This window comes from Butyrivibrio sp. NC3005 (assembly GCF_000424545.1).
In the GTDB taxonomy this organism is placed as follows: Bacteria; Bacillota; Clostridia; order Lachnospirales; family Lachnospiraceae; genus Butyrivibrio.
This window is the reverse complement of sequence record NZ_AUKC01000052.1, coordinates 1-26,975: the sequence shown is the minus strand read 5'-3', so window position 1 is coordinate 26,975 and position 26,975 is coordinate 1. Positions and strand designations below refer to the sequence as shown.

Genomic DNA, 26,975 nt, shown 5'->3' with positions numbered 1-26,975 from the left:
TGTGGAAATATCAAAAAAGATTTGAAATTATCTGACAGGATTTATAGATGTGAATGTGGAAATGTCATAGACAGAGATTTTCAGGCATCACTAAACTTAAAAGCTTATGGAGAAAAATTTGCAAGCTAACACTTGAACGTTAATGCAAATGTGTACGGATGCGTTAATTCGGAATTTACGCCTATGGAGAGTACAAGAACTTGTGAGTAGATTGATTTTTTCATTGTCAAAAGCATACTCGATGAAGTAGGAATGAAACATAAAAGTTTATAACTTTTTATAAGTTTTCAGTAACGGTGATGAAATGAGTATTAAAAAAGGTTTCAAAAGTTTTTTTAAGAAGAAAAAATGGGTTAAATGGGTGATAATTGTGCTCATTATCGCAGGAGTCTTTTTCTATTTGAAGTCAAAAGGAAAAGACGCAGCAGATTCAATTTTCACCAAGGAAGAAGTGAAGCTGAGAGATATTAAGACTTTTCATAGCTTTACAGGAACAGTTGAACCAGTTAACAGCAATGAAGTAATGCCTGAAATTTCAGGTATTAAGGTAAAAGAAGTAAAGGTAAAAGAAGGGGATGAGGTAAAAGAGGGCGACGTGCTTATGACTTTGGATACCTATTCTATTCAGAAGCAGATTGATCAGCTGAAAGCTCAGATGAAGTCTTCTAAAGATACCAATTCTCTTAGTGTTGAACAGGCAAAGAAATCATATGATGATTTGAAAGAAAGTGTTGATAAAGGGCTTAATTCATCCATTCAAGGAGCGAAAAACAGCATGGATTCGTCATTTGCTTCCCTTGTGTCTGCCCAAAATGCCTACAATGATGAAGTTAAACTAAATAATGAAAAGCTTTCAGATGTAATTAAAAACTCAATTGAACAGTGCGATAAAGCATATGATTCGGTATTAAATGCGCAGAATGCGCTAGAACAGGCAAGAGTTGCAGAAAATCAGGCAGAAAGTGATTATAATGATGCATCAAGCGATTACGATGAAGCTGTATCTAAGTTTGGAGAAGAAAGCGCCAAGAAATTAAAGAGAAGCAAAGAAGCAGCTCAAAATTCACTTGAAAGAGCGAAATTAAATACCAGTTCTGCAAGTCAGTCGCTTGAGTCTGCATGGGATAGTTATAAATTTGCAAAATCAGGCTTTGAAGCAGCCAAGATGAAAGAAGAAAGCGGTCTTACAAGTCTATATAATTCACTTATTACAGCTCAGACAAATTATTTAAATGCAGTTGATTCATATAATTCAGCTGTTCTTTCAGTTAATCAGCAGCTTGCAGGCTATAAGCTGTCAATAAGACAGGCTAAAGTTCAAGGTGACCAGAGCCTTAACAATCTTCAATTAAAAGATCTTGAAAAGCAGTTAAAAGACTGTACTATTAAAGCGCCTGCGACTGGAACAATAACATCTCTTCCAGCGCAAAAGGGAACATTTACAAGTTCAACTGCAAGTCTTTGCACAATTACTGATTTTGGTGAAATGAAGATTGTAATTAAAATTGGTGAGTATGATATTCAAGGCGTAAATGAAAATGACAATGTTGAAATCTTAATTGACGCTCTTGGAAAGAAAACTTATGAAGGTACGATAAAGCATATTGATAAGACAGCAACTGTAGTAAATGGAGTATCTTTTTTCAAAGCAGAAGTGAGCATTAAAGCGGATCAGGAAACAAGAAGCGGTATGAGCGCGGAGGTAAAGCTTGTCATTGATGATTTGAAAAATGTAGTAACAGTTTCAAGTGAAGCAATACAGACTGATGAAGATGGTTCCTATTTTGTTAATGTATATGGAAAAGATGGAGTTTCTATTGAAAAGAAGAAAATTACTATAGGAGCAACAGATGGTTCATATACACAGGTTACATCCGGATTATCTGAAAAAGACACGGTTCTTGTATCCAATATAAGTGATATGACATCAGGACTTACAATGGGATATTCAAGTGATGATAACACCACGGGAGATAACAATGGAACAGACAAAGAATGAAGAAATTCTCAGAATGACTAATATCTGCAAAGATTATGAAATGGGCGGAGAAATTCTCCATGTTCTCAAAAATGTTGATCTTACAGTGGAAAAGGGAGAATTTCTGGCAATACTTGGTCCGTCTGGTTCTGGTAAATCTACACTTATGAATATAATTGGATGTCTGGATGTTCCTACAAGTGGCCATTATGAACTGTCAGGAAGGACAATTGCAGATGAAACAGAAAGCGCACTTGCACTTATCAGAAATAAGGAAATAGGATTTATTTTCCAGTCTTTTTATCTCCTTCAAAGACAGAGTGCTGCGCAGAATGTAGAACTGCCTCTAATCTATGCCGGGATGCCTGAGAGAAAGAGAAAAGAAAGAGTTAAAGAAGTAATGGAAAAAGTTGGTTTGTCTGACAAGATGGATCATCTTCCAAATCAGCTTTCAGGAGGTCAGCAGCAAAGAGTTGCTATAGCAAGAGCGGTTGCAAATAATCCATCTATTCTGCTGGCAGATGAACCGACAGGTGCACTTGACCAAAAAACAGGTCAGGCGGTTATGGATCTTTTCCACTCATTAAATGACGAAGGCAGAACTATCATAATGATTACGCATGATAGAAAGATTGCAGGGCATGCCAAGAGAATAGTCAGGATTTTAGATGGCATTATCAGTGAAGGAGATGTTGAAGATGCATAATATGAATATGTTTTCGGAAAGCTTAAAAATGGCTATTTCGAATATAAAAAATAATAAAATGCGCTCTTTTCTGACAATGCTGGGAATCATGATAGGTGTAGCTGCTGTAATAGGACTTGTTACAATCGTGCAGATAGCATCAGACAGTATTATGGGAGAGTTTAGCTCTATGGGCGCAGGTACTCTGACTGTAATAGCACAAGGAACATCGCTAAAGAGCGGCCTAAATGAAAATGATCTCGACAAAATAAGAAACATTGACGGCGTTGATGCCATATCTCCCTATGTAATGCTTTCGGCTTATGTTGTAGTAGATAATGAAGTCTATAAAAAAGTTGATATCGAAGGTGACGACGTTAGCTATTTTGCTCACAATGACAGAATTGATAAAGGAAGATGCTTCAAAGATTTCGAGATGGACGGATACACTCAAGTCTGCATTGTAGATAAGACTTTCATAGAGAAGACATTAAAGGGAAAAAATCCTTTAGGTCAGATTATTCATCTTGGAGGATATGACTATAAAATCATTGGAACTCAGAAGGAGAATAATGCATTAACTGGAGGGGCTTCAGATAAGGGCGATTCAGAAGGAAATATAATCATCCCGTATAGAAATGTAAATAGAATCAACTTTTCACCTAATGTTGTAAATCTATATGTGTATGTTAAGGAAAATGCAGATGCATCAGAGGTTGAAAAAAACTTAAGAAGTGAGCTTAAAAGGATTTATAATAATGCTGATAACAGCTTTCAGATAATGAATCTGGAATCACTGCTTAATGTTATGGATACTATTCAGGGAATGCTTACTACAATGCTGGGCGGAATTGCATCTATAGCACTTCTTGTAGGTGGTATAGGTATTATGAATATGATGCTTACGTCAGTTTCAGAGAGAACAAGAGAAATAGGTCTTAGAAAAGCTCTTGGAGCTGAACCGATAAGAATCCAGATTCAGTTCCTTATGGAATCGGTTGTACTTTCGCTTATTGGCGGCGCAATTGGAATTGGCATAGGCTGCCTTATAGCATTTGTGGCAGCGCAGCTTATGAAAGCCAAATTTATAGTTTCAGCAGGAGCGATATTGCTAGGAGTAGGCTTCTCAGCAGGAGTTGGCATTATCTTTGGATGGATGCCTGCAAGAAGAGCCAGCAAGCTTAATCCAATTGACGCATTAAGAGCAGAATAAAGTCAAAAAGTATAGGTTTTTGTTTTCATCAGGAAAATCAAAAACCGTACCAGACCAAAATTTGTCGTTAAGACAAATTTTGTCCTGCAAAGCAGGATTCTTGCTGATGATTATCATAAATCTCAGCAAGAAGTCATAATTTATTGTTCTGAATACTTAGTAGATTAGTTTTACTGGCTTGTAATATTTCATGAGCAGAACTGTTTATAAACGTTGGTACTTATGCGCTGTTTTTTAGCGCATTACGTACCACTACGTTTATAATCAAGCGAAAGCGTGTCTGCGACGAAATATACAAACAGTAAAACGGACTATATAAAAACAATAAAATATAGATTTGGAAAACTTAGTTTTTTTGGAGAAAGGGGTTAAAATGAAAAAGAAAGCATATATTGCAGCACTTGCTGCAACAGTTACTATAAGTGTTGTAAGTGGAACATGTAATATAAACGCAAATGCAGAGGCTGCGTATGATACGGATTATACAAAGACCTACACATTTGAAACTCTGATAAAGCCTGCACTTACTAATCCATATACAGATGAAAATGGCATATATCGCCAGCTTGAGCAGTCATTTCGCTATAGAGTAATGACTCAGGGGGAAGTGTTGGATTTATATGATACAGGATACAAGATTCCTGTTAATGTATTGAAGAAGCTGTATAAAAACGGATATATAGGCAGTTATGTTTATCACAGAGCAGCAGGGCTTCCAATAACTCCAAAGGATTTGGAGAGAATCTTTAATGCAGATTATTATTACAATGCATATCCTGATTTGCAGGCGGCTATAGGATATAATCCGCAGATGTTATTCAACCACTTTGTTACAGTGGGTATGACAGAGGGGAGAAGAGGTAGTATAAACTTTGATCCTGTGTATTACAAAAACACAAATCCTGATATTGCTGCAGAAATTGGCGATTTCTGGTATTCATACTACATCAATTATATTCTTCACGCAGTTGAGCAAAAAAGAGCTGGAAGCCCTGAAGATGAGGCTACAAGAGTGGATAGATTAGATATACCAAAACACAAATGAAAGGAGTAAAAATGGCAAGAGAAAAAAAGTCACACAAATTCTTGAATTTTATTTTAGTCATAGCGATACTGGCAATTGCAGCTGTGATATTCAGGCTGTCTGCATATGACAATGTCAAACATGCAGTGAAAGAGAAAGCGACCAAGATAGCAATAACAAAGACGGTTGAGAAAGTAGCGTCTACTACAGGCGTTTCAGTTGATTCCAAGGAAATTGAAGAGAAAATTGACAATATGGAAGAAGGCGACAAAGAAAAGCTAAATGAAATCATTGATGAAAACGTTACTACTGAAACAGTTACAGATATTTCCTCTTATGTAAGTAGCGGTGATATCAATGGAGCAAAAGAGTATATACAGAAGAATCTTCCGGATAAAGATATAAACGAACTTCAGAAATTGTATGATAAGTATCTGAAAGGTGAGTACGGAGATATCGATTTGAATAGTTTGAAGAAATAATAAATATAAGGAAACTGTAAGAAAGGTTGTTGTTTAAAAAACAGCAGCCTTTTTTGCTTGATTTTGTATAGATTATAGAATACTATTAATTATATCTGAAATCGGTTTCAAAATCGTTGTATAAGGAGGCTTTTATGGCAGAGGAGAAAGTTACTATCTATACAATCGCCAAAGAAGCAGGGGTTTCTCCGGCAACTGTATCGCGTGTACTCACCGGAAGTGCCTCGGTTCGAAGTGAAAAAAGAGAAAAAATTCAGGAACTAATCGATAAATACCATTTTATCCCCAATGCTCTTGCCAAAGGATTGACTGATACTACTAGGCATACTATAGGAATTATAGCAGCTGATGTCCAGAACCCTTATTATGCAGCGATGTTTTCCGGATGTGAGAAAGCTGCTAACAAGCGCGGTTACACTGTAATGGTATTTGATTCTCAAGGTGATACGAAGAAAGAAGAAAGCAGGCTGCAGATTCTTTGCCAACATAGGGTGGATGCTATTATACAGATGGGTGGAAGCGTTGATGATCTTGTGACCAATCCTGATTATGCGGCGATAGTAAGCAGAATAACCGAAAGACTTCCAGTTGTCGTTACTGGGAAGCTCGATGGAACATCTTGCTTTAGAATATCTATTAATGAGAGCAAGGCGGTAGAGCTTCTAATGGAACATCTTTTATCTCTTGGACATCAAAAGATAGCTCTTGTAGGCGGGAGATTAGATGTTACATCTACTTATGAAAAATACCAGAGATACATTGAAATTCTTAACAAAAACCGTATAGAGTTTCATCCCGAATATATTATAGGCGGTGGCTACAGCTATGAAGATGGTTATAAGGGGATAAAGAAGATTCTGTCATTACCAAATCTTCCAACTGCGGTTATTGCCATAAATGATATGGCGGCAGCAGGAATTATAAGAGGAACGATGGAAAGTGGATTAAGAATTCCTGACGATATATCCATTGCAAGTTATGACAATACCTATATAGCAAGATGTCTTCTTCCAAGTCTTACCAGTATTGATTATAACTATGAAAAATATGGAGAACTCCTTATAAATACAGCAATCAAGGCAGCTGAAGGGAAAGAAATGCCGCAGCAGGTTCAGAAGATAGAACCCAAACTTATAATCCGTGAAAGTAGCGGCGCAGTAAGTGCTGATGCTTAGTTTCAAAAAACTTGAAACAAAAGATTTAAAAACAATATACAAACCCCACAAAAGAAAGGCGCAAAAGTTTAATATATATGACAAAAATGATAGGAATGTGATTTTGTGTGTTGAATTAATTACTGATGTGTGGTTAAATAAGAATATGAAATCGGTTTCAATTTGTGCATAATGCAAGTAGGGGGTTACGAAATTGAAACCGAGGTCTTTTTTATCTGACAGGAGGAAGGCTTATGAGGGATATAGAAATTAGTGTTTCAGAAGTTGATAGTCCAGTTGTAAAGCGTGGTGCATTTCAGACGTTTTGGAAGTATCGTACATTAACATTTATGTGTATTCCGGCGATTGTTTTCTTTTTTATGTTCAGTTACATGCCACTTCCCGGTATATATGTTGCTTTTGTTAAGTACAATTACAGAAAAGGAATATTTGGCAGCAAATTCATAGGACTTCAAAATTTCGAATTTCTTGCCAGTTCCGGAAAACTATGGTCTTTGACAAAAAACACAATTCTTTTTAATCTGGCATTTATTTTGCTAGGAAATCTTTTAGCTGTATTTATAGCAATTCTTCTCAATGAAATGAAATGCAAATGGTTTAAGAAAGTTTCACAGACAATGATGTTTCTTCCTTACTTCATTTCGCAGGTTCTTGTAGGTGTCCTTGTATATAACCTTTTGAATTATGATACTGGCTTTGTAAATAGTGCATTGAAAGCATTTGGAGCATCTGCTGATAAGCTGTGGCAGCCGTATGCAGATCCGAAAGTGTGGCCGGTACTTCTTGTTGTAATCTACCTGTGGCAGCAGACAGGTTATAATTCAGTAGTTTATTTTGCATCAATCATGGGAATTGATGCAGAGATGATAGAAGCATCAAAGGTAGATGGAGCCAATGCATTTCAGCGAATTAGATACATTATCCTGCCTTCTTTGAAGCCGACTATTGTTATTCTTTTATTATTTGCACTTGGAGGAATTGTAAAAGGTAATTTTGGTCTTTTCTACAATATTGTTGGAACGAACCCTGTTTTGTATGAATCTACTGACATTATTGAAACCTTCGTTTATCGTGCTACAATGACAGACTTTAATTTCTCGACAGCTTCTGCGGTTGGTTTGTATCAGTCACTTGTTGGTTTTGTGATTGTTATGGTGGTTAATTTCGTAATCAAGAAAATCGAGCCTGAATATTCATTGTTCTGATGATAGAAAAGATATCAGGAAAACGAAATGAATTGACATTTTCAGGGAATGCTGCGATATAGGAGGCTTTTATGACTAAAGAAAAAGAGGAAGTTATTAGCAGTAATATCAAGATTGGTGCGTCTGAGAAATTTGTCAGAGGGCTTGGATATGTGATTGTTACTATATATGCACTTATGTGTATTTTTCCATTTCTGCTTATCATCGGAACCTCGTTTTCGACGGAAGCAGTAATTAGAAATTATGGTGTTCAGCTGTTCCCAAAAGATTTTACACTAAAAGCTTACGAGATGGTTTGTAGGGGCGGACTAATCTGGAAGTCATATATTCTTACTATCACACTTACTGTAGTAGGAACATTTGTAGGTCTTTTGGTAATAGCAATGACTGGATATGCTCTCCAAAGAAAAGACTATCCGTATAGAAATGCAATTTCATTCTATATCTATTTCACTAGTCTGTTCTCAGCAGGACTTGCACCTTATTACCTTATGATGACACAGACGTATCATTTGAAAGACAGTTATTTTGCAGTACTCTTGCCACTTTTAATGTCTCCTTGGCTCATAATTCTCATGAAGAATTTCATCAAGCAGATTCCTCATGAGATAACTGAGTCAGGCAAAATTGATGGAGCAAATGATGTGGCAATTTTTGCAAAACTTATTCTGCCAATGATTAAACCGGCACTTGCTACAATAGGTCTTTTCCTTGCACTTGGATATTGGAATGAGTGGTATCAGTCATCTTTATTTCTTTCCAGCAAGGTGGATGTGAAGCCTCTTCAGTATACTTTGTACGAAGTTGTAAACAAGATGGATGCACTTAAGAATTCAGTTGCAGGTCAGTATGTTACAGTTACAGATCTTCCGACAGAGTCAGTAAAGATGGCTAACGCAGTTCTTGCAACAGGCCCTATTGTGTTATTATATCCTTTCGTTCAGAAATATTTTATTAGCGGCATTACTGTTGGGGCAGTAAAAGGATAAAGAGAAGGTGGCTGATAGATTTTTATAGTTACTATGTGGAGGCATAGGTAACTGGGAGTTTATGGCGCGTATCGCATGAAAGCGATTCTAGTAAAAGGAGGTATGTTATGAAGAGAAAGGTATTAGCAGCATTACTCAGCATAAGTATGGTAGCAAGCCTTGCCGCGTGTGGAGGCGGATCAAAAGACAATCCGAAAGTTGATGGCAGTGATCAGAGTGCTGATGGAGAATCAGGCGGTGCGTCAGACATTGATCCTAATAATCCATGGGCAAAGTGGGGGGATATTGATACCTCTGAGCATGTTAAGATTAACTATATGGTTACAGGCGATAAGCCATCTGGTGAAGCAGCAGAGAATCTTAACAAGATGCTCGATAAGCTTAATGGCATATTGAAGGAAAAAGTTAATGCAGAGCTTGAAATCTACTATATTGGCTGGACTGACTATCTTTCTAACTACAACTTGACGCTGGCGCAGATGGACGGTTCGGTGGATCTTGTAGGTACAGCTTCTGACTGGCTTGATGCATGGCCGAATGCAAAGAATGGAGCGTTCCTCGAACTGTCGGAAGAGGATTTGAAGACCTATGCACCAGCAACTTATAGCAGTGTCAGCAAAGAGCATTGGGATTTGTGCAAATATGATGGTGAAATCTATCTCATGCCTGAAGATAACTATGCGCAGTGGACTAACCACGGATTTACATATCGTCTGGACTGGGCAAAAGAAGCAGGACTTACAGATGGTGTAAAGAGCTGGGAGGACCTTACAAAGTACTTTAAGTATGTAAAAGAAAACTATCCTAAGGTTACTCTTTGGGATTCAGACGGAACACAGTTTGGTCAGATGGCAGCAGGATGGGTAGCATCTCATACTAAGTTCGTAGCTATTGATGGTCTTTCATCGGCAGGTCTTTGGGGTGGAACACAAGATGATTTGTACACAGTGGTTACACCAGCTTATGACAATCCGGAGATGATGGTTGAGTTTGCTAAACTCATGAAGAGCTGGGATGAAATGGGTGTATGGCCAACAGACGTTCTGAACAATACTTCATCACAAAACCGTGACGAATATCGTGTTGGTGAAGCTTCTGTTGAACAGCATCATACACAGACATGGACAGATCTTTGCTCACATACAGATACCAATACAATTTATAAGGATAATGACAAGGCAGAATCCGGATTCTTCTATTTCGGAGAAGAGACTCAGAACGTTGTAGCTCTTTCAATTACACATGGTGCTATGGCTGTATCCGCAGCTTCCAAGAATCCTGAGAGAGCACTTATGGTATATGACCTTATCAGAAATGATCCAGAGTGCTATAAACTCTTTAACTATGGTATTGAGGGTGTATCTTATGAAATCAATGACGAGGGACTTCGTACTACACCTAAGGGATATGATAGCAATACTCAGAATATCAATGGTATGACTAACTACTGGTGGGGCAGAAATGATGACATTGAAATCAAGGATGCTCAGAAGAATTGGGAACAGATTGAAAAACTCTATGCTGAGTACGACAAGATAAAGATTGATTATCCTTATGGACAGTTCGTTCCAAATGTTGATTCTATTCAGGCAAAGATTGATAATGTCAATGAAACATATAACAACTACATGAAGCAGATTGCATTTGGTAAGTATAAGGGATCTGCAGAGGATATTGTAAAAGAGATGGATGAAGCTCTTAAAAAGGCAGGAATTGAAGATGTAACAAAAGAGATTCAGAAGCAGTTTGATGAGCTTTATAAAAAGTAATTACATGTAAATATATCTAAAGAAAATACGAAAGAGATGCTGATTGTGGAGATTATATTATCAGCATCTCTTTTTTGCGTACAGGATTAATGGGGATGTGCATATCTGCGAATGTACTTGACTGTTTTCAAAAACATGTTGACACATTACTGTTATAGGTGTATATATAACATATAAACAGTTTGATAAAGCGAGGGCATGATATGAAGATATCTCAGAACTTGGGAATTCCAATTTATCAACAAATAGCTGAGCAATTTAGGTCTGATATACTCGAAGGAAAATTTGCGCAGGGAGAATATCTCCCATCCATCAGAGGATTGGCCAAGGACCTTAAGATTAGCGTTATTACTACCATGAAGGCATATGAACAGCTGGAAAGTGAAGGACTTGTTACAGCGGTTCAGGGAAAAGGATATTATGTAAATGCTCAAGATGGTGAGATGCTAATCGAACAGCATCGAAGGAAAGTTGAAGATGCTTTGCTTGAAGCTATCAAATACGCAAGAATTGCAGGGATGCAGGATAAGGAATTAACTGAAACACTACAAACACTTCTACAGTTAGAGGAGGATTGAGCATGAATACGACACCTGTTATCACATGTAAGAATATAGAAAAGAAGTATAAGAATTTCACTCTTAATGTTGAAAATCTAGAGTTTCCAAAGGGATTTGCTACAGCTCTTATAGGAGAAAATGGAGCTGGTAAGACTACTCTTTTGGAGATGATCGCAGGACTAAGATTGGAACATAAGGGAGATATTACTTACTTTAATAAATACAGCGAAGATGATCGTGAGAATAATCTGGATATAAAGAACAAAATAGGTTATACAGGAACAGGTAACTATTTCCTTCCACATTGGAATCTGGAACAGACAAGAATGGCACAGGAACTTCTTTTTGATGGATTTGATGTGAGAAAATATGATTCTATCCTTGAAAATCTGGCACTTTCTATGAACGGTAAAAAAGACAGGAATAAGAAGGTAAGTGAGCTTTCTGATGGTAATCGTACTAAGTTGATGCTGGCAGGTGTTCTTTCTAGAGATACAGAACTTCTTTTGATGGATGAACCGGCATCTCCTCTTGATCCTCTTATGCGCGATAAGCTCTGTAATATGATTCAGGATTATATTGCATCATCTGATGGACAAAGGTCTGTTATCTTCTCTACACATAATATTTCAGATATGGAAAATGTGACAGACTATGCAGTAATTGTAGAAAACGGCAGCGTTGTAGAGCAGGGGTTTGTTGAAGAATTAAAAGAAAAATATACTTATGTCAAAGGTGATATTGAAGATTTAAAGGCGGCAGAAGGATATCTTTACGATGTGACCAGTAGTAAATATGGATTTGAAGGACTTTGCCTTTCGGAAAATATGGATAAACTTGCAGGACTTAATCTGATGTGCGAGACGCCGACACTTATGCAGCTTTCAGTTGGAATCATGCGTGCTAATACAAGGCTTGGAAAAGCTGGAAAATAAGGAGATACGGTATGAAAAATTCTTGGAAGGCTTATCGAACATTTGCAAGTAGAGGATATTGTATATTTTGCTATTTGGTCATTCCGGCATGTCTTATTTTGTGGCATGGTACAAAGGGGACTTTATTCGGAGTTCAGGATATAAACGTAGTTAGTAATTCACTTGTCTTATTACTGGCGGCAGCAGATTATATGACACTTAATGGTGTTAATTCCAGTAAATACGGATTTGGTATTTTGAGATGTACATCCAAGGGACAGGAACATTTAGAGCGTGCTCTGTATATGGATTTTTTTATACGTTTTGTGGTAATAGCAGTAATTGATTTTATATGCGGGATTATTTCGTATCAGAAATATGGAGCAGATTTTAATAAGGATATGATGATGATGCACGTAATTGTTTTGTTTGTTACATTTGCCTGCATTAATATTACAGTTTTTATTAGTCGCTTTTTTACTACAATGGTTAATTTTATGTTTGTAACTTATTTAGTTGTATCACTGCTGGTTGTAGGTACGAGTGTCGGACTTATATATGGATTTAGCTTTGGACATTATAACCCGGTATTGTGGCTTTTAGGTGGAATTGTTTTATCGGTTATATCTGTATATGCCACTAAGCGTTATGTTCTTTACAACTATAGACGCAGTTTTTTGGAGGGAAAATAGTATGAAGGATTTTAAGAAAGCTATTATGCTTGTTAAACTATCTCCTAGATTTAAGTTCCAAGTGATGTTTGCGGTTTTGTTCACCGCATTTGGGATAATATATGATATGACTACAAAAGGAACAAGTACTGTCGGAGGATTTTATTTAGGAATTCCTTCAAGTGTTATATTGCAGGCTTTTTATGGTTCTAATATATCAGGAATGGTGAAATCATCGCCTATTCATAAAAAGACAGAAACGCTTTATCCTTATGTGTTTGTAATTCCATATATGATAATTATTTATTTGATTCTTGTTGCAATTCATTTTTATATGACTTTGCTTGACATAAATGGAGGAGTGAAGCTTAATTATGCGATTCAGAGTAAATATATAATTATTATAGGATTTGAATTCTTTGTTGTAATGATATATGAGGTATTTGCCTATAAGTATTTTGTTTTTAGCATGATAGTTTTTGCTGGAATACTGATTCCGACCATACTAATCTCTATGAATGTTGAAATGTTAAAAATCTTTGATATATGCGGAGAAAGCTATATGCGTTCATCTATAATAGGACTTGTTCTGACAATAGCAGGGTGTGTTGCTGCATTCTTTTTCTCAAGGCTTTTTTACAAAAAAGAGATGTCTCCACTTGCTATTAAGAGCTTTATGCGTCATCAATAATAAAAGAGATATTACCAATCTTTTCAACTAGGTGAGCAGTATAAACTACTTCAAGAGTAATAAGGATAGCGTTGTTGTGTAAAATCAAAAATGCTACTTGAGTATTAATAGAATATGTTTTATAATCTCATAGACCATGATTGGCCATGCGAACTTGAAAAGGTTTGCATCGTAATAAACGATATAAGAAATATAAAATACATAGGCAAAACCGGAGTAATCCGGCGGCGCAAAGCTATAGGGTCTTAATGAGACAGCCAGTTGCATTTTTTAGTGAGATAGCTGTTTGTCTTTGTGGCAAGCAGCTTTTTTGTATTCCTATTCAATACATGGAGGTGGATTTTAATGAAAGGACATTTAGTAGCAGCGAAAATTATGAGCGGATTTGTTGTAGCAAGTCTTATCGGTTCTCCGATAATTGCTTATGCAGGAACATCAGGATATGTTGGTGAAGAATCCAATGTATTTAATGATGAGACCAAAAGTGGGACAGGTTTTACCTGGAGCTCGGACGACAGCAAACTTACTTTGACAGATGACGTAAATGGTGATGTTAAGGCTGATAATAATATTACTATTACAACAAATGATAATCCTGTTAATGTTTCCGGAAACATCGAAGTTAGTACATCTGATTCTTCAACAAATTCCGATTTAACAATTGATAATGCTAATATTACTTCAGGCGGTTCAATTTCTGCTGATGGAGATGTGAAGATAACAAATTCAACTGTATCAGCTGATGGCATAAATGGCGGCAAAGATGGTAAAGGGACAGATGGGGATGTTATTATCACTGACTCAAATGTAAAAAGTACCGATACTATTGCAGCTGGAAATGATAAGCAGATATCTTCTCATTCTCAGGGTGAATACGGAAATCATAATGTTGTTATCAACAATTCAAATGTTACAGCTGATGCTAAGGGCTCTTCTTCAGGAACCAAGTTTCCAATAGTTTCAGTTGGTGGAACAACTACCGTTAATGGAGGTTATATTTCATCACCAGAGGATGGCTCAGTTCTTAATCAGGGTTATCATGGAACGGATATTCAATTAGGCGAAGTTGGAAGAATTATAACTCCATCACAAAACTATGGATATACAGGTAAAGTTACAATTACAGCCGGTACAAAGTCTTCATCAGATGCAGCGCCTTCTAATACAAATAGTGGAAGTGGTGAATCATCAGATAATAAAAATATATCAGATAGCCAAACTCTGTCAGATAACAAAAATTTGTCAGAATCAAATGTAACCACCACATCAGACTATGCTAATGTATACACATCTGATATATCAAACAGTTATTTTGTAGCTATATCTAATAGTACAGGTTCAGCTACTGTAGCGGTAAAGGATTCAAATGGAAAGTTAATGAATGTTGCTGTTGATTTGAGCCTTGCAAGTGCTCCTAAGGGATATTCATCAAAGATAACAGCAACAATTGTTCCTGCTCTTGACAGAAACGGAAATTCAAACAACGGACTTGATAAAAATGCACAGGCTCTTAATACAGTAATAACAGAGTCTGGAAAAACTCCAATTGAAGGTTCTCTCTTTGTCAGAGCATATGCAGCAGGAGTAAGCCTTACAAAGCTTGGAACACCTGCTAAATACACATTTACTCTTGGTAAATCTTATGAAGGAAAGACAATAACAGTATATGTGAGAACTGTTACAGGTGAGGTTCATTCATATGATGCAGTAGTAACAAATGGGAAAGTTAAGATAAACACAGAATTTTTAGGAACAGTTGCTTTTGCAATGTAATAGTAAAAAAGACTATCTCTTTAATAATGAACCGACCCCAAAAAGTTAGATGTTTAGGTCTAACTTTTGGGGGTCACCTCAGTGACCTGAGGGTTCTGTAATTACTGAGGAAGTCTATCTGAAAATACCAATAGATTTGCTGTTGCTTTCTCTGATTCAGTAAGTGGCTTGTACTCACCTGAATCATATAATTTATCCAGTACAATCATAGCAATAGTATTATCAACATACCATTTTACAAATTCAAACACTATAAAGTCCTGCATCTGTGGCGGATAATTCTTTGCAAGCATAACAGCCTGCTCTATAGCAATCTTTGCAAACTCATCAAGCTGATCTTTATCTGGAGAAGGGATTAATGCATCAAACTCTTCCATGGATTTCTTGACAACCAACACATTTAGTTTGCCATCATCTGTTATAAATCCCCTCTCACGAAGGCGCTTAAACTTTTCCTCGTTTGCCTTGTTATCCTCGATTTCTCCACATATTACTTCATAGATGGCATCGTAATCGGTATTGAGGTTGTTTTGCCACATCCCTTTACGAGAAGAAAATCTGCTGTCGTTTGACCACGATTTGACGGACGGATACTTCCAAGCATTTCGCGTCATTGAACCGCAGGCAGTGTAATCTCTGGTACTTTCCTCTATTGTTGGTTTAAAGTCAGGATCAATAATCTCCGACTTAAGATTTACAGTAACATAGTATTCTCCACCATCAAGAGTTTTAACAAGATATGGAGATACGTTCTTTTCAATAGGCAGATTGCATTTGTTTGTTATGGAATAAAAGATTGATGTTGCTTCAAAAAGCTCCCAATTATCGCTAGGAATATAAACATCTGTAATCTTCTTTAATGCTTCCTTTACCTTAGGAACATAGTTTTTTAGTAAACTATCTGCAACTTTTATTTTGCTCTTGAGTATTTCTTCTTCCTGCTCCAGGCTGCGTTCCTTTGGAGTGAACTTTACATATGTGGTATATCTTTTCCCACTTGTTTCTATCAAGAATCCGTTCTTTTCAAGGACTGTAATTCTGTCTTCTAGGTAAACAGGTGTCATTCCCATCTCTTCAGCAATACCTTCCTTGGTTTTTGGACTGTCATAAACACTGTATACAATGTTAAGGTTAATCTTGTCGTTCAAATAAACATCCGGACCGCCTTTCCTACCTGGCTGTCCATTATGATCTACACTTATAGCTTCGATTGGTGCAATTCCCAAACTTCCAACTTTTCTTTCCATAGAAAAATTCTCCTTCAAATCATTTCTGGCCTTATTCAGGTGCCATTTTACTGTTCCTTCCGAAAGATTTTCTTCAGCTGCTATTTTCTGAATTGATTTTTCTTCGTAATAAAATGAATAAATGATCTGTCGTCTTTTTTCAGAAAGAAAACCAATCTCGCGGCGGAGCGTCTTAAGATCTTCCTCTTTTTCTCCGAGGTTGTAGTTGTCGTAATAAGGAATCTCCATTCCGTCCAAAGAAATGCCTTGGTGTTTTTTTGTACTATTTACATATTTGGCATAGGTATGCTCGCAAATGCGCCAGACATAGCCTTCTATGTTGAATACTTCCTCAGCCTCAAGCAATGATAAATACACTTCTTTTACCATCTCTGCCGCAAGTTCTTCCGTTTCATCAAAGGAAAATGCTTTCTTTACTGCAAATCCGTAGATTTTTGGAGAGTATTCTATTATGAGTTCGTCTGCTTTTTTCTTTATCATACTCTTTCCCCAACATATCATTTATCCGTACCAGCGCTGTACGGATATATAGTGTAAGCAAAATTAAAAAGGTTGGTGAAAAAATAAAGATTTTTTATTTTTTCTTTCCTCAGATCACCAAAGTATGCTTGATCATTTCACATAAAAGTCTATTGTTAAGCTTCTGGCTCTTAAGGATCTTTATGGTCTCATCATCAAGATGGAGTTCGTCAATAGGAGTTCCGTTCTCGGTGAGGTTATCCGTAAGACCAAGCAGATAACCAAGAGATACATTATAGTATTTCGCCAAAGCTTTCAGTGTCCCTGCCTGAAAGTCTTTTGTATCATCATTTTCATAGTTGCTTATGGTGGAGCTTGAAACACCTGACTCCATTTCTACCTGCTGTAGCTTGTATCCAAGCTTTGCACGCAGGTCTTTTAACTTCTCCTGTGTAGTAAGATTTCACCTCATATCTTAGATCTCTCAATCATTTAAAAATCAATTATAAGTATAACGACTTTCTGAAATAAAGTAAGCATCCAATTATCTAAAAGGTAAAATTGGTCTTTCCAAGAAAGTGGAAAAGTATCGTTTCGCTTAAATTTCCAACCTTTTGGATATACGGGATGGAAAGGCTCATTTTGCGACAATCAGTATAGAAAAAGTGAATGAGCGTTCCAAATGAATACTATTTCGGGGAAGCCAAGCGGTGATACCAAAAGGTGGAGCGAGAGTACTTCCTTTATCTGAAAGGGCTGAAAAAGCACTGAAAACGTTAAGGGAACAGCAAGCTGTATCAGAGCGGTTCAGAGTGACACACAGGCTGAGAAAATCAGGGAATGCTTCACTTGAAAGACCACAAAGACCACTTATTTTTGCGCTCAAATAACAAAAACCCCAGAAAACATCTGGGGTTTAAAAGAGCGATAGACGGGGCTCGAAGTAAACGTCACATTTGAAAACCGCATGGAAAGGAGGTTTTCGGCGCTCTCTTCTTCAAAAAAGACCACTTCAAGACCACTTCAAAACTCAGATTTTTGAAAAAGACCACTTTAAAGACCACTTATTTTTTATATCTTGTAATCATCTTCCAATTAGACGGAAATCCCATAGAATCTAAGAGAAGTTGCTCTGAAAGATTCGGAGATCCTTTTACAGTCTTTTGAATAAGTGCGTTTAAAGCTTTCTTAAATGTAAAAAAGTCATTGTCTGATAATAAATACCTAAAGGAAATGACTACTGAAAACATATCTTTCTTACCAACAACATATTGCTGCCCACGCATAGGGATATTCAGCTTTTTATGAAGTACGGTGTCAGGAATATCATATCGATCCTTATAGCTGAACAGCCTTTCGTTGTGTGCGCAAACATTCCTGAAATGAGTAAGTAAGCGTAAATGCATTGTGAGATCCAACTGAGAAACTCCTGAAAAATGCTTACTGATGCGTGATTTTAGCGAAGGTGAAAGCAAAGAATACATTTTTGATGTCTGACCAAGCGTCAGAGTTTTCATCACAGCATAAAGTGGTACGTTACCATACGTTTTTCTTTGGTACACTATATATTCATGCTCTAAGTCGTTGTTAGCGGTATAGTTCAGAATGCTAATCAACTTGGGAATACTGGATTTACTGTGCTTTGTATTATAGTAGTTTAAGGGATTGAGATATTCGCTCTGTTTGTTAGAGTACATTTCACAGAAATGATATGAAATATGTGAGCGCATTTCTTGCTCAATAATACGAATATACTTAAAGACAAGATCTCTGAGCGCATCATCAAAATTGTAAAGCAAAAGAATATCATCAAAAGTAGTCCCAGCTTTGTAGGTACGAGTCATGCGATCATAGAACAAATCCTTGTAACCACCAATAAGAGCATAATAGGAAATATTTTCAAGGGCATCCTGTGCTGAAGACAAATCGTTAATAATGAGACCTTTATTCTGAGAAAGGTGCTGAATCTGCTGACTGTAAGTAAGAAAAGGCTTGATTGATTTCATGGATGTCCTTTCAAAAAGTGTTATAAAAACAGAAAAGAAGGGCCCTTGGGTCCTTCTTCCGATCGCAGGCATCGCGAGTTTCTGCGACCTGATCACTACAATTATAATAGCATTAGTGTCGATAAAAGACAATCTCTTTTTCTTGATATCTTATATATGGATGTACGACTGTATTAGTCAGTTTTTTCATGCTTTATTATAGCTTGCCTGATTAAGTAAAGTATCTCTCCGTTGATAGATCTGCCTTCATATTCAGCAAGATTTTTTAACTTTTGGTGTGTTTCTGAATCTATTCTTAACCCTATATGTTTATCCTTTTCTTTGGTCATTATATTTACCTCAAAAATCTTAATTTAAGTACATTTTAAGATTGTGAATGTACTATAATGGCAAAGTGTACTTAAAACAAGTACACTATTTCTGTAAATAGGTTCTATGAAGTGATTTTTCTGAGAAAAAATATATCTCAATTAAACTTTCACTGATATCATTTAATAAACTACATACAAGAGTTGGGAGGGTACCGAAGTGATCACAGAGACATTTGATAACAAGACAGAAGAAATAATAAAGGTATGGCGTAACGAAAATGCCAAGAAAGTTGATGCATGTATTGTGACATTCTCCAATGAGATTTTACAGTATGTGCTGGAACAGTATGAATGTACTAAAATTGGGGACTTGTATTCTTCTAATGGAGCAAATCCTGTGTATGGATTTTCATATAAGGGAAAAGAATTTGCTGTTTATATGTCATATGTTGGAGCTCCTGGCTGCGTAGCTGACATGGAAGATACTTTATCGCTCATAAATACGGAAAAATATGTAGTCTTTGGTGGAAGCGGATGCCTGAATAAAGAAATTGCAAGAGGTAAAGTAATGGTTCCGACAGCCGCATATCGCGATGAAGGAACTTCGTACCATTATGCACCTGCATCAGATTTTATCCCAGTGAAAAACAGCGATGTAGTTGCAGAATTTATGAAACAGTCAGGACTTCCATTTATCCAAGGAAAGACATGGACAACCGATGCTGTGCATCGTGAGACAAGAGGCAATTTTGAAAAAAGAAAGAATGAAGGTTGCATTTCAGTAGAGATGGAATGTGCTGCAGTTCAAGCCATGTGTAATTTTAGGGAGCTTGACGCTTACTTCTTCTTTACCTGTGGAGACCTTTTAGATGCTCCTGAGTGGGATGCTAGGATGGAAAAGAACCAAAAGAAAGATACACAACATGATCCCGGACACTTTGATATAGCAGTTGAACTTGCAAGATACATTGTTGAGTAATATGGAAGGTGGTTATTTTGATAATAAAAGAATATGAGCAGGCATACCGTGATGACCTTATTTTCATGGTCCTCCAGGCAAAAGATGCGTTAGGCCGTAAGCCGGGATTGAATGAGGATCTTCTTGATATTCAGAAGAACTACCATGAAAAGGGAGATAAATTCTGGATTGCTGTAGATGATAATGATAGAGTCATAGGAAGCATCGGATATTCCATTGAAGTCGGTAAGAACGAAGCAGTAATACACCGTTTGTTTGTTAAAGCAAATTTGAAAAGAAATGGCATCGGATCGATGCTGCTTGGAACAGCCGAGAAAGATCTTCAAAAAAGAGGGATTGCCGTGGCAAAGGTTAACCTTGGATCACCAAAAGAACAGTGGGTTGAGTCTTACGAGTTTTATCCTAAACACGGGTATATGGAGTATGAGAGCGGGCGGATGATGAAAAGACTCAATGAGGCTGAAAATATATAAACTAGAGACCTAAAAAAAGGAGAGGTTTTATGACGGATTTTACAACTCTTACAGCATGTGGAGAATGCTGTGTGGGGTGTTCTAAAAAAATAGAGGGTTCATGTCCGGGGTGTATTGAAGCTGATGGCTGTGTTCCAGAATGGGCTGGATCAGGAAGGTGTAAAGTGCATGCCTGTGCTAGAGAACATGGAGTACAATTCTGCGGACTTTGCAAAGAATTTCCTTGTGAATTTCATGGAATCCAAACATTATTGACCATTTGGCAGCGCTAAGAGATGAATATATAAAAAAACAAGGAGCAATAATGAAAGAGAAACCAAAGATTCTATATCATGGGAGCAAGTCTCGTTTTGATATAGTTAAGCCACAGCAAGCACATGGTGTTTGTGAAGCTGAATCAAAAATGGGAATATATGCTGTAGCTACAAAAGATGAAGCTATTCCGTTTGCATTGCCATTCAGATGGTATCCAGATGAACCGGGCGGAAAGCTTCAGTTTAACACAGACGGAAAAAATAGTTATTTACATTATGGCTCTATAGATCCAAACGGAAAGGGTTATATTTATGTTTTGCCAGCAGATTCATTTGAACTTGTAAATGACTGGGAATGGGTCTCAAGTGTTGAAGTGAAACCGATAGATATAATTGAAATTAGTGTAAAAGACTATTTGAATACCGTAACCTTTTCAGAAGAAGCAAAGAAAATTCAAGAAGAGATATATGGGTTGCCTAGCCATTGATACAGTATGATTGAAGAAAACAAGCCTTTTTCCATTAATTGGATAGAGGCTTGTTTGTCTGAAATAGATCTATTTTTTCTTTCCACGTCCTTTTGATGGTTGTTTAATAAGCGGATTGCGTGAAGCCTTCGTTATTATCTGTAACAGGGTGCGAGTTTCTTCAGGTGTGAGCTTTGCAAAATTTAGATCAAATTTCTTGCTCCACTGGAGAACAGTGGCTTTATCCACCATGGTCAAGGCTTCATCTTCTGCAATATTTACAGAAGCATCATTATTTGATGCCTCTGGCTCGGAATTATTAACCTTCTCCCACAATTCTTTTATGGATGCAATATACTTATCAGAGATATGCTCTTCGTCTCCAGTGTCCCAGTCCTTCTTGTGATCTTCTCTTATATCTCTTGCTATATTCTTTATGCTGCCTTCAAGCAGATCACCAAAGTAAGCCGAGTCATCTATCACAGCCTTTTCAAATGTCTTCATATAAAAATCATCAGCTGGTACACCTGCTTTTTCCATGATGAGCTTTCTTATTCCGGATACATAACTGTTCACTTCATGAATCATAGTTCCGGCATGATTATCAACGTAGATTTCCATATCACACATAAGATTCAGAAAGTCAGGGTGCTTTATCATTTCACAAAGCAGCCTGTTATTAAGTTTGCCTGATTTCAGGAGACCGATGGTTTCATCATCGAGATGGAGCTCATCAATGGGTGTTCCGTTCTCAGTAAGGTTATCTGTAAGACCAAGAAGATACCCAAGTGACACATGATAATAATTTGCCAGTGCTCTCAGTGTTCCGACCTGGAAGTCCTTAGTCTCATCATTTTCATAATTGCTTATGGTGGAGCTGGATATCCCTGACTCCATTTCTACCTGCTGCAATTTATATCCAAGCTTCGCTCTTAGATCTCTTAATTTCTCCTGTGTGGTTAAGCTGCACTTCATATAAGTTCCCTCATTTCAAATTCACTCTGTCAATTGTATCATACCTGTTTTTTCAAGAAAGTGGAAAAAGGATTCTTTTTGCTAAATTTCCATCCTTTTGGATATACGGGATGGGGCTCTCCATTTTGGGACAATCACTGTAGAAAAAGCGAATGAACGTTCCAAATGAATACTATTTCGGGGAAGCTAAGCGATGACACCAAACGGAGGAGCGAGCCAAGGGTAGAAAACGACAAAGCTCAAAAAAGTCTAAATGGCTAACATGAATCTAGAGAGGACTTGTCAGGTCCAGGGTGAAACCTTGGCCCAGGGAGGCGTGCTCGATTTCGACATGCCGTACTGGGTATTACTTGTCGACCTTGGATGATGGCAGGGGGTGGGAATGCCCTTTGGCTGACAAGCTTTTAAAAACTATTTGAAATAATGGAGGTATTTACAATGAAAGTAACAAGGCATAGTGGAAGATCCGGTGCCAATGGAGTCTATAATCCCAAACACAATGACAGGGAATTTGATCTTGATAATGCAGAAGATATCAATTCCGAAATGACACCAAACAACATTTATTGGAACTTTTATCAGGGATTTACTTTTCATAGGGACAGAGGTGATGACTGGATGCCCTTTAAGGATGTGGAGCTTAAGTTCTATAAAGATAACTTTTCAGAATGGCTTGATGCCCAGAATGAGAGACACATCAAAGGTGGACACAGAAAGCGGGTCAAGTCCATGGAAAAGATAGTGACGAGCAAGCCCTGGTGTCCTGAAGAAACGATCTATCAGATCGGTAACATCGATGGCACTATTGACTATAACGCTCTTGTCGCGATAGTTGATGAAACAATGAAAAAGATCGATGAAAGATTCGGGGACTATGTCAAGACAATGGACTGGGGGCTTCATGTTGATGAAAGAACTCCCCATATCCACGAGAGACATGTCTTTTTTGCTCCTGACGAATATGGCTTTAAGATGCCACAGCAGGAAGAAGCCTGCAGGATGATGGGGCTTGCTCTCCCGGATGAGAAAGATGAAAAAGGCAGATATAACAACAGGAAGATGACCTTTGATGCGCAGTGCAGGAGCATTTTTCTTGAGACCAGCAAAGAACATGACAAAAGAAGCTTTCCCAAGACAGATGAACAGCTCCGTCAGGAAAAGAAACTGATGATAACCCGGGAAATTGTCAGAGCTTTTGACATCATGAGAAGGGATGCGATAAACATCCTGTCAAAGTACCACAGGCTTTTGTGGGACTGGGAAAAAGAATATGAACCAAGCGAAGGGGATGCTGACTGGCATCCTTTTTTCGTGGAAGCAATAGGCATGCTGGACTTTGTTAATGAAATTCTTGATGACCTTACTTTTGGAAACAGAGATGAACAACTTGAAATACTTGAGACTTATGGAGAGGAGATAAAACGTATTGGGGAACGAATCAAAAACTTTAACTGATGACGAAATGGAAAGAATGGCAGGTGTGCTCATAGCTTCTGGGTTCATGGAACAGATTGCCAAAAAGATTGCTGCTGATAAAGGTAAAGCTGACACAGATGGTGCTGATGAAATCTCAGAAAAGCGCAGGCAGGTGAGGCAGCTACTTGAAACGGATGCAAAAGATAATCCGCTTCAGACAAACAACAACTGCAAGATAACCCTCAGGGAAGATCCCATTTTAAAGGATGCCATCCGCTTTAATGAGCTGAATGAAAGGGTGGATATCATAAAGCCCATGCCATGGAGAAGAACCGCTGCTCCGATGACAGATGTAGATGTGGCAAATCTCATAACTTATCTTGAAGTAAACTACGGGCTTAAGGTTGACAGGATGATTGAAAGAGCAATCAAGACAGTTTCCTTCGATAATCCCTACCACCCAATAAAGCAGTATTGGGAGTCACTTGTATGGGATGGAGCGGAAAGAGTAAGGCATGCTCTTCACCATTTTCTTGGAGCAGATGAAACTGAGCTGAATTATCAGGCACTTAAGATTTTCATGCTGGGAGCAATTGCAAGGGTATATGATCCCGGTCACAAGTTTGACTATATGCTCTGCCTTGTGGGTGGTCAGGGAGCAGGTAAGTCAACATTTCTAAGTTTTCTTGCCATAGAGGACAGGTATTTTACTGATGATGTAAAAAAGCTGGATGGTGAAGATGTTTTTGAAAAGCTTCAGGGACACATGATGATAGAGATGGCCGAAATGCTTGCAACAATTCGAGCAGCTGATGTTGAAGAGATCAAGTCGTTTATCACCAGGCAGTCGGATGTTTACAGAATCCGCTATGACAAATATTCCTCAGAGCATCCAAGAAAGTGTGTGTTTGCAGGAACATCAAATAAAAGACAGTTTCTTCCGGCGGATAAATCGGGAAACAGAAGGTTCATCCCTGTTGAGTGTCATGCTTCTCTTGCTGAAGTTCACATCCTTGATAATGAGGAAGAATCCAGAAAATATATCGAGCAGATGTGGGCTGAGATGATGGTGGTTTTTAAGTCGGGAGACTATTCTCTTACACTGTCAAAAGAAATGCAGGAGGAACTTGAACTCCTTCAGGAAGACTTTGTACCGGAAGATCCCATGGAAACTGAGATCAGAGACTTCCTCGATGCTACTAAAGAGAATTATGTGTGTGTTCTGATGCTTTACTATAAAGCACTTGGTCATAGCAGCCTGTTTGATAAGCCAAAGCTTACAGAAGCTAGGACGATAGCGAACATCATGGATAACATCCCTGGATGGAAAAGGGTAACTACCCATGATTTCTTCGATTATGGCAAGCAGCGCGGATGGGTAAGGGAAGGAACGTCTCCAGAGAAGGGGGATCCGGATGGATTTATTCCAGTTCCTGAGCAGATGGAGATTCCTTTCACCTGACAGGATAAACGGATAAACCAATAAACTGATAAAAATAAAAAGTATTTACAAACAGTAACAGAAAAAAGTTTTATGAGCCGGTTTACGGGAATGAGTTTACAGCTTCTTCCCTGCCGGCTCTTTTATATGGGAGAAAAATGAAAAAACGAGAAATAAACAAAAAGCTTAGTGGACATCAGAAATATAGCGATGATACACTTTTTATTGAAGAGAGCGCCGAAATTGCAGAAATGAAAAAGCAGTTTATGGCAAAACAGAGAATTTTAAGAGTAAAGGAGGCATTACTCCCATACGCAAGGGAGGGAAGCAAGACGGTAGTCTTTGACAAAGCAAATGGAAGCTACAAGATAAGGATTCCGGTAGCACTTAGGACGGATGACAGGAGCAAGATCACTGCCAAGTCCGAAGCAGAAGTCTATGAAAAGGCATATGTCTATCTCTTTGGAGATGAGAATTATACTGTCAGGGCACTATTTGAGAGTGTTATTGCCCTCAAAGATGAGGACCCGGACACATCCTCTCTCACAGTAACAAGGTACAGACAGATATGGAACAAGTATTATGAAAATGCTCCACTTTCAGATATGCCTATATCAGAAATCAAGGCTTCTGACCTTAAGCAGTTCTTTAAGGAGCTGACAGCAGGTCGCATCATGAGCCGTAAGAACTTCATCAATATCAAGAGCATCTTCAACGTAGTATTTGATATCGCGGTTGATAATGACATCGTTACAAGCAATCTCAGCAGGAATCTAAGCTGTAAGGATCTTAAATTCAAGGCAGTAGATAACGAAAATGTCAGATATACGGATGAAGACAGGGAAAAGATCCTTAATTACCTTGACGGACTCGATGAAAAGACCGGATACGAATACGGAATTGAGCTTATGTTCTGCCTTTGTATCAGAATTGGTGAGCTCAGAGCCCTCAGATGGTCAGATGTAGACTTCGGCAGGCATATGATATCCATTTCAAGGGAGATCGTGCTTAGAAAGGGCGATGACGGAAAGAACCATTTCATTGAGGTGAATCACACCAAAGGCGGTGAACATGGAGCTAGAGTGCTTCCATTGTCAGAAAGAGCGGAAAAGGCACTGAAATCCTTAAGGGCACAGCAGGTTGTATCAGAACATATCTGTTGTAATGCAGCCGGAAGTCCTCTTGATGGCAACAAGTTCAACAAACATCTGAAAAAAGTAACGGAAGCGGTAGGGATTCCCTATCTGTCCAGTCACAAGATAAGGTTCTGGAGTGTGACAGCCCTCGCAAGAGCAACAGGCGGAGATATTCAGACAGTCATGTACGCTGCGGGGCATGTTGATAAGAACACTACTCTTCACTATATAAGAGCCGTTCAGAGTGATGCACAGACTGATAAAATCAGGGAATGTTTCGCTTAAAAGACCACAAAGACCACTAAAAGACCACTTATTTTTACGCTCAAATAACAAAAACCCCAGAAAACATCTGGGGTTTCAAAGAGCGATAGACGGGGCTCGAACCCGCGGTCTCGACCTTGGCAAGGTCGCGCGTTACCAACTACGCCACTATCGCATTTATATGTGCGCCATCACGTAACTCGTGACGACAAAAAGAAGTATACTAGTGTTGCAGATATTTGTCAATATATTTTTTAAAAAAATTGTGATGGAGATTTGGAATAAAAATTCTACAATGGATGACTTTTTGTCACTTATATTCAGAAACTCGCATTTACTGCGAGTTTCGTGAGAACAAAAGTCAAGCGGCAAACTGGACCAAGGCGAAGCCTTTTTAAATGGCCAGTTTGCGTAGTTT

General features: G+C 37.9%; 26 protein-coding genes, 1 tRNA gene, 1 pseudogene and 1 riboswitch. Of the genes and pseudogenes, 22 read left to right on the top strand and 6 right to left on the bottom strand.

Annotated features, from left to right (window positions below; all coding sequences use genetic code 11):
* From G634_RS22015 to G634_RS0112840, 15 genes are all read left to right on the top strand, one after another.
* The coding region (locus G634_RS22015; protein WP_155830539.1) for a zinc ribbon domain-containing protein at window positions 1–129 on the top strand (129 nt) is incomplete at its 5' end.
* A gap of 175 nt (window positions 130–304) precedes the next feature.
* The gene (locus G634_RS0112910; protein ID WP_026505640.1) at window positions 305–1,999 is read left to right on the top strand and encodes an efflux RND transporter periplasmic adaptor subunit; all 1,695 of its coding nucleotides are present in this window, start codon (window positions 305–307) and stop codon (window positions 1,997–1,999) included.
* On the top strand, window positions 1,980–2,684 hold the full coding sequence (locus G634_RS0112905) for an ABC transporter ATP-binding protein (RefSeq protein ID WP_035800040.1): 705 nt from the start codon (window positions 1,980–1,982) through the stop codon (window positions 2,682–2,684). Before G634_RS0112910 ends, G634_RS0112905 begins: the two co-directional genes overlap by 20 nt.
* Complete coding sequence (locus tag G634_RS0112900) at window positions 2,677–3,876, top strand: ABC transporter permease (RefSeq protein WP_242826816.1); 1,200 nt, start codon at window positions 2,677–2,679, stop codon at window positions 3,874–3,876. The genes G634_RS0112905 and G634_RS0112900 overlap by 8 nt, the downstream gene beginning before the upstream one ends.
* Window positions 3,877–4,249: 373 nt before the next feature.
* A complete protein-coding gene (locus tag G634_RS20465) occupies window positions 4,250–4,921 on the top strand; it encodes a hypothetical protein (RefSeq protein ID WP_026505637.1) in 672 nt (223 codons plus the stop codon).
* Window positions 4,922–4,932: 11 nt separating this feature from the next.
* Window positions 4,933–5,382 (top strand): hypothetical protein, encoded by a 450-nt coding sequence (locus G634_RS0112890; protein ID WP_155830584.1) that lies wholly within the window; start codon window positions 4,933–4,935, stop codon window positions 5,380–5,382.
* 134 nt (window positions 5,383–5,516) lie between these two features.
* Complete coding sequence (locus tag G634_RS0112885) at window positions 5,517–6,557, top strand: LacI family DNA-binding transcriptional regulator (protein ID WP_026505635.1); 1,041 nt, start codon at window positions 5,517–5,519, stop codon at window positions 6,555–6,557.
* A gap of 233 nt (window positions 6,558–6,790) precedes the next feature.
* Entirely contained in the window at window positions 6,791–7,762 is a 972-nt protein-coding gene (locus G634_RS0112875; RefSeq protein WP_026505633.1) for an ABC transporter permease, read from the top strand.
* A gap of 71 nt (window positions 7,763–7,833) precedes the next feature.
* Window positions 7,834–8,751 carry a carbohydrate ABC transporter permease gene (locus G634_RS0112870; protein WP_035800037.1) on the top strand — a complete coding sequence of 306 codons (918 nt, stop codon included), beginning with the start codon at window positions 7,834–7,836 and terminating at the stop codon, window positions 8,749–8,751.
* A gap of 107 nt (window positions 8,752–8,858) precedes the next feature.
* A complete protein-coding gene (locus tag G634_RS0112865; RefSeq protein ID WP_026505631.1) occupies window positions 8,859–10,520 on the top strand; it encodes an ABC transporter substrate-binding protein in 1,662 nt (553 codons plus the stop codon).
* 203 nt (window positions 10,521–10,723) lie between these two features.
* Window positions 10,724–11,098, top strand: coding sequence for a GntR family transcriptional regulator (locus G634_RS0112860; protein WP_026505630.1), 375 nt, complete (start codon window positions 10,724–10,726; stop codon window positions 11,096–11,098).
* 2 nt (window positions 11,099–11,100) lie between these two features.
* Complete coding sequence (locus tag G634_RS0112855; RefSeq protein ID WP_026505629.1) at window positions 11,101–12,015, top strand: ATP-binding cassette domain-containing protein; 915 nt, start codon at window positions 11,101–11,103, stop codon at window positions 12,013–12,015.
* An 11-nt stretch (window positions 12,016–12,026) separates the two neighbouring features.
* The gene (locus G634_RS0112850; RefSeq protein ID WP_026505628.1) at window positions 12,027–12,686 is read left to right on the top strand and encodes a hypothetical protein; all 660 of its coding nucleotides are present in this window, start codon (window positions 12,027–12,029) and stop codon (window positions 12,684–12,686) included.
* 1 nt (window position 12,687) lies between these two features.
* Window positions 12,688–13,356: a hypothetical protein gene (locus tag G634_RS0112845; RefSeq protein ID WP_026505627.1), complete on the top strand. Its 669-nt coding sequence runs from the start codon at window positions 12,688–12,690 to the stop codon at window positions 13,354–13,356.
* A gap of 194 nt (window positions 13,357–13,550) precedes the next feature.
* Window positions 13,551–13,625, top strand: a riboswitch (cyclic di-GMP riboswitch).
* 76 nt (window positions 13,626–13,701) lie between these two features.
* On the top strand, window positions 13,702–15,129 hold the full coding sequence (locus G634_RS0112840; RefSeq protein WP_026505626.1) for a hypothetical protein: 1,428 nt from the start codon (window positions 13,702–13,704) through the stop codon (window positions 15,127–15,129).
* 101 nt (window positions 15,130–15,230) lie between these two features.
* Here G634_RS0112840 and G634_RS0112835 read toward each other — a convergent pair whose 3' ends face one another.
* From G634_RS0112835 to G634_RS20910, 4 genes and pseudogenes are all read right to left on the bottom strand, one after another.
* A complete protein-coding gene (locus G634_RS0112835) occupies window positions 15,231–16,856 on the bottom strand; it encodes a sigma-70 family RNA polymerase sigma factor (RefSeq protein ID WP_026505625.1) in 1,626 nt (541 codons plus the stop codon).
* A 109-nt stretch (window positions 16,857–16,965) separates the two neighbouring features.
* A pseudogene (locus tag G634_RS19180) lies at window positions 16,966–17,271 on the bottom strand (helix-turn-helix domain-containing protein); the annotation flags it as partial.
* Window positions 17,272–17,899: 628 nt separating this feature from the next.
* Entirely contained in the window at window positions 17,900–18,841 is a 942-nt protein-coding gene (locus G634_RS0112820; protein WP_026505623.1) for an Abi family protein, read from the bottom strand.
* Window positions 18,842–19,014: 173 nt separating this feature from the next.
* Window positions 19,015–19,170: an Arc family DNA-binding protein gene (locus G634_RS20910; RefSeq protein WP_035800033.1), complete on the bottom strand. Its 156-nt coding sequence runs from the start codon at window positions 19,168–19,170 to the stop codon at window positions 19,015–19,017.
* 199 nt (window positions 19,171–19,369) lie between these two features.
* On the opposite strand from G634_RS20910, the gene G634_RS19175 reads away from it, so the two are divergent.
* The 4 genes from G634_RS19175 to G634_RS0112795 are packed head-to-tail and all read left to right on the top strand — an operon-like array spanning window position 19,370 to window position 21,346.
* A complete protein-coding gene (locus tag G634_RS19175) occupies window positions 19,370–20,131 on the top strand; it encodes a nucleoside phosphorylase (RefSeq protein WP_051233968.1) in 762 nt (253 codons plus the stop codon).
* A gap of 17 nt (window positions 20,132–20,148) precedes the next feature.
* Complete coding sequence (locus G634_RS0112805) at window positions 20,149–20,604, top strand: GNAT family N-acetyltransferase (RefSeq protein WP_026505621.1); 456 nt, start codon at window positions 20,149–20,151, stop codon at window positions 20,602–20,604.
* A gap of 29 nt (window positions 20,605–20,633) precedes the next feature.
* Entirely contained in the window at window positions 20,634–20,876 is a 243-nt protein-coding gene (locus tag G634_RS19170; RefSeq protein WP_051233967.1) for a DUF3795 domain-containing protein, read from the top strand.
* A gap of 32 nt (window positions 20,877–20,908) precedes the next feature.
* Entirely contained in the window at window positions 20,909–21,346 is a 438-nt protein-coding gene (locus tag G634_RS0112795) for a hypothetical protein (protein ID WP_026505620.1), read from the top strand.
* A 69-nt stretch (window positions 21,347–21,415) separates the two neighbouring features.
* On the opposite strand, the gene G634_RS0112790 is transcribed toward G634_RS0112795, so the two are convergent.
* Window positions 21,416–22,300, bottom strand: a complete 885-nt coding sequence (locus tag G634_RS0112790; protein WP_026505619.1) for a helix-turn-helix domain-containing protein — start codon at window positions 22,298–22,300, stop codon at window positions 21,416–21,418.
* 438 nt (window positions 22,301–22,738) lie between these two features.
* Between G634_RS0112790 and G634_RS19165 the strand changes: the two genes are divergently transcribed.
* From G634_RS19165 to G634_RS0112775, 3 genes are all read left to right on the top strand, one after another.
* Entirely contained in the window at window positions 22,739–23,755 is a 1,017-nt protein-coding gene (locus tag G634_RS19165) for a hypothetical protein (protein WP_051233965.1), read from the top strand.
* The gene (locus G634_RS0112780) at window positions 23,727–25,178 is read left to right on the top strand and encodes a virulence-associated E family protein (RefSeq protein ID WP_051233963.1); all 1,452 of its coding nucleotides are present in this window, start codon (window positions 23,727–23,729) and stop codon (window positions 25,176–25,178) included. Before G634_RS19165 ends, G634_RS0112780 begins: the two co-directional genes overlap by 29 nt.
* A gap of 137 nt (window positions 25,179–25,315) precedes the next feature.
* Entirely contained in the window at window positions 25,316–26,578 is a 1,263-nt protein-coding gene (locus tag G634_RS0112775) for a tyrosine-type recombinase/integrase (RefSeq protein WP_026505617.1), read from the top strand.
* A gap of 81 nt (window positions 26,579–26,659) precedes the next feature.
* Here G634_RS0112775 and G634_RS0112770 read toward each other — a convergent pair.
* Window positions 26,660–26,732: transfer RNA gene (locus G634_RS0112770), tRNA-Gly, on the bottom strand.
* Window positions 26,733–26,975 lie beyond the last annotated feature (243 nt).

Bases quoted from the DNA above. Each gene is read 5' to 3' on its own strand.
- G634_RS0112875 (WP_026505633.1), top strand. From the start codon at position 6,791: ATGAGGGATATAGAAATTAGTGTTTCAGAAGTTGATAGTCCAGTTGTA.
- G634_RS0112845 (WP_026505627.1), top strand. From the start codon at position 12,688: ATGAAGGATTTTAAGAAAGCTATTATGCTTGTTAAACTATCTCCTAGA.
- G634_RS0112865 (WP_026505631.1), top strand. From the start codon at position 8,859: ATGAAGAGAAAGGTATTAGCAGCATTACTCAGCATAAGTATGGTAGCA.
- G634_RS0112835 (WP_026505625.1), bottom strand. From the start codon at position 16,856: ATGATAAAGAAAAAAGCAGACGAACTCATAATAGAATACTCTCCAAAA.
- G634_RS0112860 (WP_026505630.1), top strand. From the start codon at position 10,724: ATGAAGATATCTCAGAACTTGGGAATTCCAATTTATCAACAAATAGCT.
- G634_RS0112910 (WP_026505640.1), top strand. From the start codon at position 305: ATGAGTATTAAAAAAGGTTTCAAAAGTTTTTTTAAGAAGAAAAAATGG.
- G634_RS0112775 (WP_026505617.1), top strand. From the start codon at position 25,316: ATGAAAAAACGAGAAATAAACAAAAAGCTTAGTGGACATCAGAAATAT.
- G634_RS20910 (WP_035800033.1), bottom strand. From the start codon at position 19,170: ATGACCAAAGAAAAGGATAAACATATAGGGTTAAGAATAGATTCAGAA.
- G634_RS19170 (WP_051233967.1), top strand. From the start codon at position 20,634: ATGACGGATTTTACAACTCTTACAGCATGTGGAGAATGCTGTGTGGGG.
- G634_RS0112870 (WP_035800037.1), top strand. From the start codon at position 7,834: ATGACTAAAGAAAAAGAGGAAGTTATTAGCAGTAATATCAAGATTGGT.
- G634_RS19165 (WP_051233965.1), top strand. From the start codon at position 22,739: ATGAAAGTAACAAGGCATAGTGGAAGATCCGGTGCCAATGGAGTCTAT.
- G634_RS0112840 (WP_026505626.1), top strand. From the start codon at position 13,702: ATGAAAGGACATTTAGTAGCAGCGAAAATTATGAGCGGATTTGTTGTA.
- G634_RS0112820 (WP_026505623.1), bottom strand. From the start codon at position 18,841: ATGAAATCAATCAAGCCTTTTCTTACTTACAGTCAGCAGATTCAGCAC.
- G634_RS20465 (WP_026505637.1), top strand. From the start codon at position 4,250: ATGAAAAAGAAAGCATATATTGCAGCACTTGCTGCAACAGTTACTATA.
- G634_RS0112905 (WP_035800040.1), top strand. From the start codon at position 1,980: ATGGAACAGACAAAGAATGAAGAAATTCTCAGAATGACTAATATCTGC.
- G634_RS0112855 (WP_026505629.1), top strand. From the start codon at position 11,101: ATGAATACGACACCTGTTATCACATGTAAGAATATAGAAAAGAAGTAT.
- G634_RS0112885 (WP_026505635.1), top strand. From the start codon at position 5,517: ATGGCAGAGGAGAAAGTTACTATCTATACAATCGCCAAAGAAGCAGGG.
- G634_RS0112795 (WP_026505620.1), top strand. From the start codon at position 20,909: ATGAAAGAGAAACCAAAGATTCTATATCATGGGAGCAAGTCTCGTTTT.
- G634_RS0112850 (WP_026505628.1), top strand. From the start codon at position 12,027: ATGAAAAATTCTTGGAAGGCTTATCGAACATTTGCAAGTAGAGGATAT.
- G634_RS0112900 (WP_242826816.1), top strand. From the start codon at position 2,677: ATGCATAATATGAATATGTTTTCGGAAAGCTTAAAAATGGCTATTTCG.
- G634_RS0112890 (WP_155830584.1), top strand. From the start codon at position 4,933: ATGGCAAGAGAAAAAAAGTCACACAAATTCTTGAATTTTATTTTAGTC.
- G634_RS0112790 (WP_026505619.1), bottom strand. From the start codon at position 22,300: ATGAAGTGCAGCTTAACCACACAGGAGAAATTAAGAGATCTAAGAGCG.